The organism is Cytobacillus kochii (genome assembly GCF_044790165.1).
GTDB lineage: Bacteria > Bacillota > Bacilli > Bacillales > Cytobacillaceae > Cytobacillus > Cytobacillus kochii.
Genome location: NZ_CP085254.1, coordinates 1,034,555 through 1,048,657 on the forward strand (window position 1 = coordinate 1,034,555; position 14,103 = coordinate 1,048,657).

A 14,103-nucleotide genomic window follows, 5' to 3' on the forward strand; every position below is an offset into this window, starting at 1 on the left:
TATTAAATGGTCTAAATATAAGCTCTCCATTAAATTATCTTCTCGTTATCACTCCTTTTTATTTATGTTTACCTTATAGTAATCATCCTCTTCTATCCATCATTTGTCATCTATCATTTGTAGTTAAAAGGTTCGTATATGAGAAACTAGCATTTTTTCCCTATTGAAAGATAGTGAATACTGCACTTAATAACTCGGAATTAATAGTCTAAACTTTTAGAAAATCAATTAATAGGAGGAAAAAATGAAGAAATCTATCTTAAAATTGAGTTTAGCGACTACTCTTGTATTTGGTGCATTAGGTGTTCAAGGATATGTTGTTAAACCTGTCGAAGCTGCTGATACACAGAGTCATTCACATCACTTCTATGACTATTTAATTACGAAGTTAGTAAATGAGCACAAAATCTATCGCAATATTGCTCATCTTGCAAAAGAGCCGAGAGTTGCAGGAACAGATGAGGAAGATGAGGCTGTCGAATTTATCAAAAGAGAGTTTAGGAATTACGGCTATCCTGCAGACATTCAACCGTTTACCTATGTTGGATATACACCCCCACATACGATTGAACTACAAGTAGATGGATATAATGAACAACTAAACCCTGACTACTTTACGTATTCTATTAGTGGGAATGTGAGTGGGGAAATCGTCAATGGCGGTTTAGGTAAACCAGATGAATTAGGTGATGTTACAGGGAAAATTGTTTTAATCAAACGCGGAGAGTTAAGCTTCAGTGAGAAAGTGTTGAATGCAGGAGAGGCAGGGGCAGCGGGTGTGATTATTTATAATAATAGTGAGGGCTCTTTAAATGGAACTTTGGGAGCACATAATGATCAATTTGTTCCTGCTATTTCTTTGTCAAAAGCAGAGGGAGATGCGTTGCTTGCTAGTATAGAAGCCGGAGAGATTACAGAGGCGGCTATCAATATAGAAGGGGCAAGTACAGGAGAAAAAACTTCTCATAATGTCATAGCGAAGAAAAAGCCAACCTCAAAATTAAGAGATACGAATGATATTATTGTTATCGGTGCTCACCATGATTCTGTAGCTGGTGCACCAGGGGCCAATGATGATGCTTCAGGAACAGCGATGACTCTTGAATTGGCAAGGGTACTTAAGTTATTCCCAACTGATACAGAAATTCGTTTTATTACATTTGGTGCTGAAGAAGTAGGATTACTTGGTTCTACACATTATGTAAATAGTTTACCGGAAGATGAGCGAAATAGAATTGTGGCGAATTTTAACTTAGACATGGTTGGGAGTAGAGATGCAGGAAATTTAGTTTTGGCCACAATTGATGGGGAGCCAAACCTTGTCACCGAGTTAGCTCAAGAGACTAGCACGAGGTTAAATGGAGAAGCGACACCGATTAGAAGTGGTGGAAGCAGTGATCATGTGCCATTTGCAGAGGTAGGTATTCCAGCAGCTTTATTTATTCACAGCCCTTCAGAGCCTTGGTACCATACACCAGATGATACGATTGATAAAATTAGTAAGGAAAAACTAAAGGATGTAGCTAGTATTGTTGGAACGGCGGTATATCAACAAGCGCAAATTGATCGGATGTTCAAGCCTAGAAAGCAACAAGAGAAAAAGGTAGAGCCACAAATGTTTCTTGAAGAGGATTTAAAATAGGTAAGGTTCAGTTCTGTAAAGGTGGGGGCGGATGTTCCCATCTTTTTCTTGCTCATTTTCCCATTGGTCATCAATTGCTCACTTTCTATCCATACGAAGAAAATATATGTTAAAATTTACTTCATTACAGAGACGGAAAGAAGGATGGGAATGAACAAGCTCGGTCTATTTTTATTTATGACAATATTAATGATGATATGGGGATTTAATGTGTCCGCTATTAAAATCCTTGTCTCATCTTTCCCACCGATTACGATTACTGCTATCAGGATTCTAGTTGCGGGATTTTTTGTTTTTCTTATGCTCGGGGTGATAGGGAAAGTTAGAAGACCAAATCGGAAGGAATTTCAATATATTATATATGGTGGTCTCTTTAATATTACGGCTCATCATTTTTTCCTAGCACATGGGTTAATGGAAACATCTGGTGCTAACGGAGGATTGATTTTAGGGTCAGGGCCAGTCTTGACGGCTATTCTCTCCGCCATTATCATTAAAACCATGCCTTCACGTATGCAGGTTATAGGTTTTATCTTTGGCATTATTGGTGTTTCTTTTATCGTTGTAATCGGTAATGGAGGGTTATCTGGTTTTTCTTTTGGTGATATTTATATTTTCTTATCGATTTTATCCCAAGCATTCAGCTTTATTCTTATTAGTAAGGCAGCGAAAACTATTGATAGTAGACTACTCACTGGATATATGCTGGTTTTTGGGGGCATCATCCTCGCCATCATAGGTTTGATTTCAGAGCCTTTAGCATTTACAAATTTATTAGATGCTCCAAGTTCTTTATGGATTTTATTCTTAGCATCTGCCATTTTAGCAACGGCTATTGGACAAATGGGCTACAATTATGCGATTAGTAAAATTGGTCCTGCTGAAGCGGCCATCTTTTTAAACTTAAATACATTCTTTGCTCTTGTCGGATCGGCATTATTTTTAGGGGAGCAAATCACGATTTACCATTGGGTTGGTCTTGTCTTTATCATTCCTGGTGTACTCCTTGGATCAGGTGCGATTGAATCATTATTAAGAAAAAGAAGAACAGAGAAGATGAAGCCGCCAATAAAAGAAAGAAACGTGGCAAACAAATAGGTTTGTAAATGAATTTCCTCTTAAAAGGGGTGAAAAATCCGAACAATTATTCGAAGCTTTAGCAGCGTTTAAATAATCGTTCGGATTTTGTTTTTTAATATCCTTTTTTATAATCCACTACATTCGTATCAAGAGCATCGCCATTCAAATATTTTTTCAGGTTAGGAATGAAGATGTTTTTAATGACTCTTTCGTTATAGTGTTCGGTTGAGCCAGATGTATGTGGGGTGATGATTAAGTTATTTAATCCCCATAATGGACTATCTTCAGGGAGCGGCTCTTTTTCAAAAACATCAATACCAGCACCTTTAATTTCTCCTTCTGAAAGAGCATGATAAAGTGCGTTTTCATCAACAATTTCACCGCGTCCAATATTGATAAAAAAAGCTGTTTGTTTCATGCGTTTGAACTGTTCTTTACTGAACATATGGTATGTATCCTTCGTTAAAGGCAGGGTGACGACAATATAATCACATTTAGGTAGGATGTCGTCAAGTTCCAGTGAAGTATACATTTCATCTACGTAATCGACAGGTTTGCCTGAATGTCTAACACCAATGACATGCATATTAAACGCTTTGGCAATGCGAGCAGTTTCTTGTCCAATCATTCCAACACCAATTATACCGATGGTCTTTCCATGCATTTCGAGTTTGTTACCAGTTCCATCCCATACTTTTTCTTGTTGTTGTTTAACATAACGGTCGATACTTCTTGTTAAACCTAACATCAATGCAAAAATCGTCTCCGAAATTGGATAAGCATGTACCCCGTTTGCACTTGTTAGAAGGATGTTTTTCTTGTCAAAGTCTTCGAGTGGCAAATAATTCACACCAGCACTCCATGTTTGAATCCAACGAAGGTTAGCATTATTCACATAGGTATCATGCATACGATGTTTCCAAGCAACAATCACTTCTGCATCCTTCATATGACTCTCCCAAATCTCGTGATCCTTCCCTATGATGTGTTCCCAATCAGGAGTGATTTCTGTAATGGCTGTTTTAAGTTCCTCGCTTAAGTTTTGTGTGATAATCATTTTTCTTTTAGACATAAGGTATCCTCCATCGGTAGAAATTTTTCAAGTCTACCCTTAATAATAGCAAAATCTTCAGGATACCGAAATAAAAGATATTGAATATTACTATTATTCGTCGTCTTTTATATATCTACCAGTTTCAGGCATAGCAATCTCATCAAACTCCCTTACAAGAGTAATAAGGCTTTGTTGGAGAGTTTGTTCAGCCATAGGAATACCATGACCTGTGATGGCGATATGAGGATTAAGGTCAGAAAGTTTTCTGACAGATTCTCTTGCTAGTTGCCAATCAGTGGTTAAATACCTTGGGGGACCACTAATTTCTTGCTCCTGTGTCATCACTTTAAAAAGGGACTCTTGTTTAACGGTACAAAAGGCATCCCCAGCAATTAAGACACCATCGCTTTTGCGGTAAAGCGAGATATGACCTTCTGTATGTCCAGGGGTATGAATCCACTGCCAACCGGGCATTTCGTCAATATGTCCGTCTCTTGGTAACGGTTTTATATGCTGTGAAATATTAATACCTTCATTAGGAAATAAATTGGAGAACTTAGCTAATAATCCACCATCAACGGTATTATCAGGTTCTGGATAATCTTTCCGACCAGTTAAATAAGGTAATTCCATCGAATGAGCATAAACAGGGACATTCCATACTTCTAAGAGCTCATGAATCGCACCTACGTGATCAAAATGTCCATGTGTTAATATGATCGCAACAGGTTTCGCACCCCTTCCATATAATTCTTCTGCAGCTTCAATAATTTTTTGAGCTGATTTTGGCATACCAGCATCAACAAGGACCCATGCATCCTCTGCTGTTTTAACAAAACAAACATTAACGATTTGAATGTTTATATAATCAACACCTTCTGCAGAATTAACAATCATACCGCTCGTTGTTGAGGTGATAGGCATATAATGTTGCTCAGAATCATACTCTCTCATAAGATTTTATCTCCTTTACATGTCTTTATATGAGAGTATACCCTGCTTACATTCGATTAATCTTTAACATCAATAAAAAGGAATTTTTTACAAACGATTCATACTGTGTTTAAATAATTTTTATACAATTGTAGAAAAGGGAGAGGATGGTTGAGCAATGATATTTGCCCACCGTGGATTAAGTGGTCGCTTTCCGGAGAATACAATGCTTGCTTTTGAAGCTGCAAGAAAAGCTGGTGTTCACGGAATCGAATTAGATGTCCAATTATCTAAAGATGGTGAACTTGTCATCATTCATGATGAGAAAATCAATCGGACAACAGATGGTACAGGGTTTATCAGGGATTTTAAATATAAAGATATTGTGCAATTTGATGCAGGGAGCTGGTTTAACACCGAATTTAACCATGCGAGAATCCCACGATTAGAAGAGGTTTTTCAATGGGCGAAAGAGGAGAATAATGAATTGGTTATAAATGTAGAATTGAAAAATGATGTCTTTCGTTACGATGGTATGGAGGAGAAGGTGTTAACTTTAATTGAGCAATATGGTTTAAGAGATCGAATCATTCTTTCATCTTTTAACCCTGAGAGTGTGAAGAGAATACGAACATTAGATAATGAAATAAATACAGGGTATTTAATTTTAGGTATACACGCTAATGCAATTAAGGTAGCTCAGAATATTGGAGCCGATGCTATTCATTGTCAAAAAGAATTTGTGCAATCCATACATGGTATACAGGCAATTGAAAACAAAATCCCATTACGTACTTATACAATTAATCGATGGTCCGATGCTCAATCACTACTCAATCAAGGCGTTGAGGTGGTTATGACCGATTTCTGTGATGAATTTGTATCCAACTATCAATAAATGGAATAGAAAAAAAAAAGTGGCTGAATTGGCCACTTTTTTCATTAACGTCGAATGGGACGTTCTAAGGTTAATACTTCATCTTCAATACTAGCAAACTGTTCTTTTAGCATGGATTGAGTCTCTTGGATAGCTGCATTGTAAAAGTGAGGGGCGAGTGATTCTTTAAAAAAATCTAACACACGTTCAGCAGCGAATTCGGAAAGATCCTCGTCTTTTTCCTGAAGAAAAAACTGTTGGATTTCTTCAATCATTTGTTGTTGCTGTTCTTTTGTCAGTCGATAAAACATGTAATGACCTCCATTTCTATACGACCATCATACACCATGAATGATGAAGATGCATGTTATGAATAATGAAAAACGGCAGTTATTACGGCTTCCACGATGATTTCACCAGGTTCAATGGGCGGAGAAGCAATAGATTGAAGAGCAACTTTCTGTGTGAAGGGCTGTATTTGTCTGCTGTCTTCGATAATCTTTATCGGGGTAAGATCTACTGTTACATTTAAAACATTAGCTATAGATTGGGCTTTACTTATCGCATCCACTAATGCCTCATTTAATGCCTTATAATACCATTTCTGTTTCTCCGTTAATCCAAATTCAAGACTATTTATTTGATTGGCTCCGTGTTCCATTGCTAAAGCAATAATTGTACCTATTTGATTAAGTTGACTGACGGTAACGCGAACTTCATTTATCACTTGATAGCCTGAAATCTGCGAAGAATCATCTTGTTGATGGTAGATGGGATGTACATTAAAGTGAGTCGTTTGTATGTGCTTTTCGTTGATACCGGCTTGTTTTAAAGCAGAAAGAAAAGATTCTGTGGCTTGTGTATTTTCCTTTTCAGCTATCTGTATTTCTTCATTTTCCGATATGACACCGATATGAATAGTGGCTATATCAGGTTGGACGGAAAGTCTTCCTAAACCATTCAAATGTAATCTCCGTTCTTTGTTTCGCACTTCATTATATGAATAAGGGTACATGGTCATCACCTTTCAACTCTTTATCTTATTAAGTGTATGTCGTATCACATTTTTTAGAAATGATTGTATCGCTGTGATGCAAGATAAAGATTGGAAAAATTCAAAAATATATTGACCTTGTAGTAAGCTCCAATGTTATCTTCAAAATAAGAAGAAAAGGAGGAAGGAAATGTATATTAAACAAATCGCTTCTCAATATGATATTTCTAGTGAGACAATCCGTTACTATGAAAAAATCGGTTTAATTACTCCAGAAAGATCCGAAAATGGCTATCGATTGTATAAAGACAAAAATGAAAGAGAACTCAAATATATCATTGTGTTAAAACAATTAGGATTCTCTCTACAAGAAATCAGTGAACTGTTTATATTAGATCGGACTCAGCCGTCAGAGGATTGTAAAATGAAATCGGAGCAGTTAATAGGTGTAAAGGTTGATAGTGTTGAAGCGAAACTTCACTTTTTGACAGTTGCTTTGGAAGCTTTAAAAGAGATTCGTTTCATGATAAAGGAAGGAAACTTTAAAGAGAACCAAAGAAACTTAGATCAAGTCATTCACCATGTATATGAACAGATGAAAATAGGTGGTGTGGAAAATGAGTAATCGCATTATTGTTAAGTGGGAATATATTCTTTTACTATTATTAAAAGTAGTAGCTTATATTACATGGGAATTCTCAATACTTGCCTTTGTTATTTTTTTGTTTTTACCAGACGTCTTTATGTTTGGCTATCTCCTCAACAAAAAAGTAGGGGCGATTCTCTATAATATAGGCCATACATTTATTTTCCCCTTATTGATTTTAGGAATTTATTTTGTAATAAAGGAACCTATATTATTAATGGTATCTTTGATCTGGTCTGCTCACATTAGTATGGATAGAGCCTTAGGATACGGTCTTAAATATGAAGAAGGGTTTAAAGTAACACATTTACAAAAAATATAGAAAACAAAGTACTGTCATTTAGGTAATGTAGCGCACCATTTTTTTATAGGAAAGAAGTGTTAGTAAGCAAAATGCTCCATAAATATCATTGGTATGATCAGAAATGTTAGTTAATCTGAAAGACGAAAATAACCGGCTTGCCAGGTAAGTTAATAGGGCGATGAAGTGGAATGTTGATTAAGGGTTTCCACGATTAATAAGTGAAGGAATAGAGAAATCGAAGTAGGGTAAAAGTGAGAAATCGCGACTAATAGGTGAAGGAATAAAAAATGAGTAGGGCAAATGGTGAAATCGCGACTAATAGTTGGGGGAATAAAGAGATGAGTAGGGCAAAAGGAGAAATCGCGACTAATAGTTGGAGGAATAAAGAGATGAGTAGGGCAAAAGGAAGAATCACGACTAATAAGTGAAGGAATAAAGAGATGAGTAGGGCAAAAGGAGAAATCGCGACTAATAAGAGAAGGAATAAAGAAATGAGTAGGGCAAAAGGAGAAATCGCGACTAATAGTTGGAGAAATAAAGAAATGAGTAGGGCAAAAGGAGAAATCGCGACTAATAGTTGGAGGAATAAAAAGATGAGTAGGGCAAAAGGAAGAATCACGACTAATAAGTGAAGGAATAAAGAGATGAGTAGGGCAAAAGGAGAAATCCCGACTAATAGGTGAAGAAATAAAGAGATGAGTAGGGCAAAAGGAGAAATCGCGACTAATAGTTGGAGGAATAAAGAGATGAGTAGGGCAAATGGTAAAATCGCGACTAATAGTTAGAGGAATAAAGAGATGAGTAGGGCAAATGGTAAAATCGCGACTAATAAGTGAAGGAATAAAGAGATGAGTAGGGCAAAAGGAGAAATCGCGACTAATAGTTAGAGGAATAAAGAGATGAGTAGGGCAAATGGTAAAATCGCGACTAATAAGTGAAGGAATAAAAAGATGAGTAGGGCAAAAGGAAGAATCGCGACTAATAAGTGAAGGAATAAAGAGATGAGTAGGGCAAAAGGAGAAATCGCGACTAATAGATGGAGAACCAAAGAAATGAGTAGGGCAAAAGGAGAAATCGCGACTAATAGTTGGAGGAATAAAGAGATGAGTAGGGCAGTAGGAGAAATCGCGACTAATAGTTGGAGGAATAAAGAGATGAGTAGGGCAAAAGGAGAAATCGCGACTAATAGTTGGAGGAATAAAGAAATGAGTAGGGCAAATGAAAGAATCGCGACTAATAAGTGAAGGAATAAAAAGATGAGTAGGGAAAAAGGAAAGGGCCTACAAATGTGAGAAAGAATTAACGCTCTCGCATATTGATGCAAGCTAATTTCAACATTCTTTTTGTCTTTTTATAAGTTCCTTAGCATTCCCTTAGTGAAGGGACAAGTAAATAATCTCTAAAGTGAACGGTGTAAAGATCACATCACGAAAAAAACACGAATGATTCATTAAGTAGAACCATTCGTGTAAGATATCTTACTTATTTAGCTTAAAAGAGCTTTTTAACGATACAATTCGGTTGAAGACTGGTTTTTCAGGTGTACTATATTTAGAATCGACATTGAAGTAACCGTGACGGAAAAACTGGAATTTATCTTGTGGTTGAACCTCTTTCAAGTTCGGTTCAATAAATCCTTGGACCACTTCAAGTGAATTTGGATTAATATAGTCTAAGAAATCTTTGTCTTCTGATGCTTCTTCTTTCATTTGCTCGTCTAATACTAAAGGTTCATATAGACGGAATTCAGCAGGGATGGCACTTTTGGCATCAACCCAGTGTAATGTACCTTTGACTTTGCGTCCTGTAAAACCTGAACCACTTTTCGTTTCAACATCATAAGTGCAGTGTAATTCAACAACATTGCCATCTTCATCTTTAATCACATCATTACACTTGATGAAATAAGCATGCTTTAAACGCACTTCATTTCCAGGGAAAAGACGGAAATATTTTTTTGGAGGATTTTCCATAAAGTCCTCTTGTTCTATATATATTTCACGAGAGAATGGAATTTGTCTTGTGCCCATTTCCTCGTTTTCAGGATTGTTTTCCGCTTCTAACCACTCGGATTCACCTTCAGGGTAATTGGTGATTACAACTTTTAAAGGTTTCAAGATTCCCATTGTTCGTGGGGCACTGAGTTTTAAATCCTCGCGCACATAGTGCTCAAGCATCATTTCATCCACTGCACCACTACCTTTAGAGACACCAGTTTCTTGAACAAACTCACGAATGGCACTAGCAGTATACCCTTTGCGACGCAGACCCGATATCGTTGGCATTCTTGGGTCATCCCAGCCATCAACAATTCCTTCATCTACTAATTGCTTTAGTTTTCGCTTACTCATTACTGTATTTGTAATATTTAAGCGTCCGAATTCAATCTGTTGCGGTTGGTTTTCCATTTCACATTCCGCTACAACCCAATTATAAAGAGGACGTTGATCTTCAAATTCTGTTGTGCATAAAGAGTGCGTTACACCTTCGATTGCATCTTCAAGCGGATGGGCAAAAGCGTACATAGGATAAATACACCATGTATCACCCGTATTGTGATGAGTCGCATGAGAGATACGGTAAATGACAGGGTCGCGTAAATTTAAGTTTGGTGATGACATATCTATCTTTGCACGCAAAACTTTTTGACCGTTTTCATATTCCCCATTTTTCATTTTTTCGAATAGGTCTAGGTTTTCTTCAATTGAACGGTTACGATAAGGACTTTCTTTACCAGGCTCAGTTAAAGTCCCACGGTACTCACGAATTTCATCTTGGTTTAAATCATCGACATATGCTTTGCCTTTTTTAATTAAAAGCACTGCACGGTTATACATTTCATCAAAGTAATTGGATGCATAATGTAGCTCTTCCCAATCATACCCGAGCCATTTTACATCTTCTTTAATGGCATCGACATATTCTTGGTCTTCTTTTAGTGGGTTTGTATCGTCAAAGCGTAAGTTTGTTTGCCCGTTAAAATCGTCCGCTAAACCAAAGTTAATGATGATGGATTTGGCATGTCCAATATGAAGATAGCCATTTGGTTCAGGTGGGAAACGGGTTACAACAGTGTCGCGCTTTCCATTTTCTAAATCTTCTTTAATAATTGTACGAATAAAGTTTGATTGTTCCAATCCGATATCAGCCTTTCTACCTTGTTCTTTACCTTATTTTAATCTGAATAAGCCTATAAATAAAGTGCCTGTTGATTCTATCTATTATATACAAAAAAAGCGCGCTTAAAAAGTTTTTCTCCATATAAATAAGGAGGGGATCAACTTTTTGTCATGAATATTTATAAGGGTTGGACAAAGAAGGGGAGAGTTATATAGTGAAAGACTGGCGAATCATTGCTTATGAAAAGAAGTATGCCCTCTCGACAGTTAGCTTTTGGAGGGAGAGTAAAGAAGCAGCTATTGGTCAAAAGGAAATACATAGTATGACAGAGCATATCTATTTTCTCAATCATATGTTAACAAAACAATTTCAAGTAGATTTAGCGGTGCTAAATGAAACACCAATTGGCATGATTGCTTATAATGAAGGCGAGATTAATCAACTATATGTACATTTAGCTCATCAAGGAGTGGGGATTGGTGGGGCATTATTAGAGCATGCGAAAGCTTATTCATGCGGACGTTTAAAATTATATACTTTCGAAGTAAACAAAAAAGCACAGCAGTTTTACGAAGGCAAAGGATTTAAAAAGATTGCCTTTAATAGTGATAACGAAGAAGGATTACCTGCTATTGAATATGAGTGGATCCGATGTCTAAGTAGAGGAAGTGAGGGGTGAAATGCGCGTCATTTTAAGTGTGAGCATGATTGTAGTTGGAAGTTTTTTGTTATCTTTAACAGTTGATCAATTAGGTAGAAACGGAAATGGAATTATGCATATTATTGCTTTAGGGATGTGTTTCTTGGCTATTATTGTAGTAAGAAAAAGGAGAGTTTCTTTAAAAACGACTATTTTGAAAGATAAGAAAGTCTTACTTAGTATCGTTTTTTCCTTACTAATGTTTTTCATTGGAGCAGTTCTACTCTTCCATCATACAAGATATTGGCACTTTTGGGGCATAGGATCAATGCTTGTTTTATTTATTAGTTTGGACAGAGTGGAGAGGTTATTACAAAATATATCTGAGCAATGAGGGTTTTATTCAGTCGCTCTACAGGGTCAAAAGTCATTTTCATAAAAAAAGGGAACATTTAATAGTCGTCAGACGTATCTTAGATAACTTTACGAGAAAAGGAGACATTCGATGACCTTTGATATCCTCTTTTTATTGTTTATTCAGTTTGTTTTACCTGTTGTTTTTTCTTTTTCATTATGGAAAGGAAAGCTTCATAGTAAGCTAGACTGGCTTTTACAGGCTACGATGACAGGTTTACTCATCCTTTGGCTGTTCTTTTCCTCTCCTTGGGATTGGTTTAGTTACTACTTACGATTTCTTATTTTGGTCTTTTTCATTGCTGCTGTATTTTTATCTTGGAAGAAAGTGAACAAACTACCGTTTAAAACAGAATTCAATTTATCGCAAAAAATATCAATGGCCATTTACGGGCTTCTTATTCTTGTTTTTGGTTATTATAATGTATCGACATTTAGTGGGTTCTCGACGAATATGAAGGCAGTACAGTTAGATTTTCCACTGCAAGATGGGGTTTATTATGTTGGGCAAGGTGGCAGTCATGTCCGAATCAATTATCATCATGCTCATGAGAGTCAAGCTTATGCGGTAGATATCGTGAAATTAAATGCGCTAGGTAGTCGAGCAACTGGAATTTATCCAAATGAATTGGATAAATACGAAATATTCGGTGATGAGCTAACAAGTCCGTGTACTGGAGAAGTTGTCCAAGCGGAGAATGATTTAGCAGATTTAGTCCCTCCCAATGCAGACCCTAAAAATGCAGCAGGTAATTCAGTTGTTATATCCTGTAAAGGTGTAGAGGTTTTACTAGCACATATGCAAAAAGGTAGTGTACGTGTGCAATCAGGTGACAGGGTAGAAGTAGGCGAGCCAATCGGTTTAGTTGGCAATTCAGGTAATACATCAGAACCACATCTACATATTCATGCTGAAAAAGACGGAAAAGGCGTTCCGATTGAATTTGATGGCAGATTTTTAGTTAGAAATAGCATCGTTTGGTGATTGTCAATGAAGAAAGGCTATATGTCAATCGTTTGGTCCCCTTGGGTGATTAACAAAGTTATGGAGGTTTGCTGCCAGAAATTCAAGTGATAGTCAAACACATGATTTTTTCCCAGCTAAGTAAGCTGAAAACTCATAAGAAAGCCGAGCAATCTCGATTTGTCCAGATAACTATGTTGAAAACTCTAAAGAAACCCGTGCACCCTCGATTTCCCGAGCTATCTATTATGATTACCCGCATGGTGTCTCTTCACTTATATATTGATAGTTAGCTATCATGCATTTACTACTTTAGAAATAAAAAAGTAAGTGAGTTTCGCAAAAGGGTCTTGTTTGTTTGGCCTATTCAAATCTTTAAAAAAGAGAAGAACCAACTCTGTAATTGGAGTTGGTTCAAATTAATTAGGAGAAAATTCCTTTTATAGAATCGATTAAATTCTTAAAGAAGTCAGATACAGCTTGAAGAAAACCTTTATCACCAACTGCTTCTGAAATTTTTTCCTGTACACTATTGGCCAAATCCTCTAATTGGGATTTGACATTATCAAAGTTAATATTAAGTTCTCGCATTTTTTCAAAAAGGTCATAAAGGAGCTTGCGGTCTTCTTCGCTAAGCTGTATTTCTAGCTTTTGCATTTGTTCATCAACAATTTGTTGGATATCTTCCTTTGTTGCAGGGTTTTGCTCCGCTATTTCTTTTTTGATTTCAGTGAGCAGTTCGGTTACCTTTTCTTGGTCCATACCTTCTTTTTTCGCTAAATTTGTCGCAATACTTAGTTCTTCGTTAGCTACTTCTGTTCTTTCCTCATCCAACTTCTCGCCTTCACCTTGGTCATAGGCTTTGTATATTCCAACTAGAGCTGAGTGACCACTGACTTTTACTGGAGAAGCGATATCAACTATGGCTTCTTCTATACCAGCTGTAAGTAAGGCATTGGCATACATTTCATCAGTTACTTCAGTAATGTTTTCAGGTGTCATTTGGTTGATGATTACACCCTTACCTGTATCTGTGCGCGTAATCTTCGCAGAGGAATACATATTAGAGCGGGGATCACCTTTAATATAATGAACAATATCATCAGCAGTAATAATAATTTCTTCTACTTTGCTGTTTTCTTTTACACCTAATAACTTCTTCGTTTCTTCTTTCTGGCTTGAACTTAAAGCCTCACCATAGGCAACAATTGGTAATCCATATTTCTCATTAATACTTTCCTCAGAATCGGCTGACCCTGTTGAAGCAAAAACAGTGGTTTGTAATGAGAATAATAGGGTAATAGTTGTAATAATAGATAAAACCCTCGATTTTTTCTTCATCGTATGACGCTCCTTTCACTAAGATTATAGACGTTTCAGGATAAAAAAGGTTTCATTTTAAAGAAATTGATGAGAGGTATGTATAGTATAAACC

General features: G+C 36.6%; 17 protein-coding genes. 11 read left to right on the forward strand and 6 right to left on the reverse strand.

Translation table 11 applies throughout. The features are described 5' to 3' along the window. Positions 1-244: 244 nt before the first annotated feature. Positions 245-1,642, forward strand: coding sequence for a M20/M25/M40 family metallo-hydrolase (locus LG276_RS05600; RefSeq protein ID WP_404293757.1), 1,398 nt, complete (start codon positions 245-247; stop codon positions 1,640-1,642). Between the two features lie 150 nt (positions 1,643-1,792). Next, positions 1,793-2,740: a DMT family transporter gene (locus LG276_RS05605; protein ID WP_404293759.1), complete on the forward strand. Its 948-nt coding sequence runs from the start codon at positions 1,793-1,795 to the stop codon at positions 2,738-2,740. Between the two features lie 94 nt (positions 2,741-2,834). Here the strand turns inward: LG276_RS05605 and LG276_RS05610 are convergent, their stop codons facing one another. Beyond that, positions 2,835-3,794, reverse strand: coding sequence for a D-2-hydroxyacid dehydrogenase (locus LG276_RS05610; RefSeq protein WP_404293762.1), 960 nt, complete (start codon positions 3,792-3,794; stop codon positions 2,835-2,837). A gap of 93 nt (positions 3,795-3,887) precedes the next feature. Next, positions 3,888-4,730, reverse strand: coding sequence for an MBL fold metallo-hydrolase (locus LG276_RS05615; RefSeq protein WP_341104031.1), 843 nt, complete (start codon positions 4,728-4,730; stop codon positions 3,888-3,890). Between the two features lie 157 nt (positions 4,731-4,887). Between LG276_RS05615 and LG276_RS05620 the strand changes: the two genes are divergently transcribed. Continuing rightward, on the forward strand, positions 4,888-5,607 hold the full coding sequence (locus tag LG276_RS05620) for a glycerophosphodiester phosphodiesterase (RefSeq protein ID WP_095370323.1): 720 nt from the start codon (positions 4,888-4,890) through the stop codon (positions 5,605-5,607). Between the two features lie 44 nt (positions 5,608-5,651). Here LG276_RS05620 and LG276_RS05625 read toward each other — a convergent pair whose 3' ends face one another. Together LG276_RS05625 and LG276_RS05630 are read right to left on the reverse strand one after the other, a co-directional pair. Next, complete coding sequence (locus tag LG276_RS05625) at positions 5,652-5,897, reverse strand: DUF2164 family protein (protein ID WP_095370322.1); 246 nt, start codon at positions 5,895-5,897, stop codon at positions 5,652-5,654. A gap of 56 nt (positions 5,898-5,953) precedes the next feature. Continuing rightward, positions 5,954-6,550 (reverse strand): SIMPL domain-containing protein, encoded by a 597-nt coding sequence (locus LG276_RS05630; RefSeq protein WP_341104027.1) that lies wholly within the window; start codon positions 6,548-6,550, stop codon positions 5,954-5,956. Positions 6,551-6,770: 220 nt separating this feature from the next. On the opposite strand from LG276_RS05630, the gene LG276_RS05635 reads away from it, so the two are divergent. The 5 genes from LG276_RS05635 to LG276_RS05655 all read left to right on the forward strand — a co-directional run bounded on the left by LG276_RS05635 (position 6,771) and on the right by LG276_RS05655 (position 8,774). Beyond that, a complete protein-coding gene (locus LG276_RS05635; protein WP_289433021.1) occupies positions 6,771-7,205 on the forward strand; it encodes a MerR family transcriptional regulator in 435 nt (144 codons plus the stop codon). Continuing rightward, the gene (locus LG276_RS05640) at positions 7,198-7,548 is read left to right on the forward strand and encodes a DUF4260 domain-containing protein (protein ID WP_341104023.1); all 351 of its coding nucleotides are present in this window, start codon (positions 7,198-7,200) and stop codon (positions 7,546-7,548) included. The genes LG276_RS05635 and LG276_RS05640 overlap by 8 nt, the downstream gene beginning before the upstream one ends. A 269-nt stretch (positions 7,549-7,817) precedes the next feature. Further along, positions 7,818-7,958, forward strand: a complete 141-nt coding sequence (locus LG276_RS05645) for a hypothetical protein (RefSeq protein WP_404293765.1) — start codon at positions 7,818-7,820, stop codon at positions 7,956-7,958. 12 nt (positions 7,959-7,970) lie between these two features. Next, positions 7,971-8,162, forward strand: coding sequence for a hypothetical protein (locus LG276_RS05650; protein ID WP_404293768.1), 192 nt, complete (start codon positions 7,971-7,973; stop codon positions 8,160-8,162). A gap of 369 nt (positions 8,163-8,531) precedes the next feature. Beyond that, positions 8,532-8,774 carry a hypothetical protein gene (locus tag LG276_RS05655; protein ID WP_404293770.1) on the forward strand — a complete coding sequence of 81 codons (243 nt, stop codon included), beginning with the start codon at positions 8,532-8,534 and terminating at the stop codon, positions 8,772-8,774. A 234-nt stretch (positions 8,775-9,008) separates the two neighbouring features. On the opposite strand, the gene LG276_RS05660 is transcribed toward LG276_RS05655, so the two are convergent. After that, positions 9,009-10,667, reverse strand: coding sequence for a glutamine--tRNA ligase/YqeY domain fusion protein (locus LG276_RS05660; protein ID WP_289433025.1), 1,659 nt, complete (start codon positions 10,665-10,667; stop codon positions 9,009-9,011). A gap of 197 nt (positions 10,668-10,864) precedes the next feature. Here LG276_RS05660 and LG276_RS05665 point away from each other — a divergent pair, with 197 nt between their 5' ends. The 3 genes from LG276_RS05665 (at position 10,865) to LG276_RS05675 (ending at position 12,689) form a co-directional block, all read left to right on the forward strand. Further along, entirely contained in the window at positions 10,865-11,329 is a 465-nt protein-coding gene (locus LG276_RS05665; protein ID WP_404293773.1) for a GNAT family N-acetyltransferase, read from the forward strand. 1 nt (position 11,330) lies between these two features. After that, entirely contained in the window at positions 11,331-11,684 is a 354-nt protein-coding gene (locus LG276_RS05670) for a hypothetical protein (protein ID WP_224934873.1), read from the forward strand. Between the two features lie 111 nt (positions 11,685-11,795). After that, entirely contained in the window at positions 11,796-12,689 is an 894-nt protein-coding gene (locus LG276_RS05675) for a M23 family metallopeptidase (protein WP_341104009.1), read from the forward strand. A gap of 402 nt (positions 12,690-13,091) precedes the next feature. On the opposite strand, the gene LG276_RS05680 is transcribed toward LG276_RS05675, so the two are convergent. Further along, positions 13,092-14,009, reverse strand: coding sequence for a DUF1002 domain-containing protein (locus LG276_RS05680; protein ID WP_224934877.1), 918 nt, complete (start codon positions 14,007-14,009; stop codon positions 13,092-13,094). Positions 14,010-14,103 lie beyond the last annotated feature (94 nt).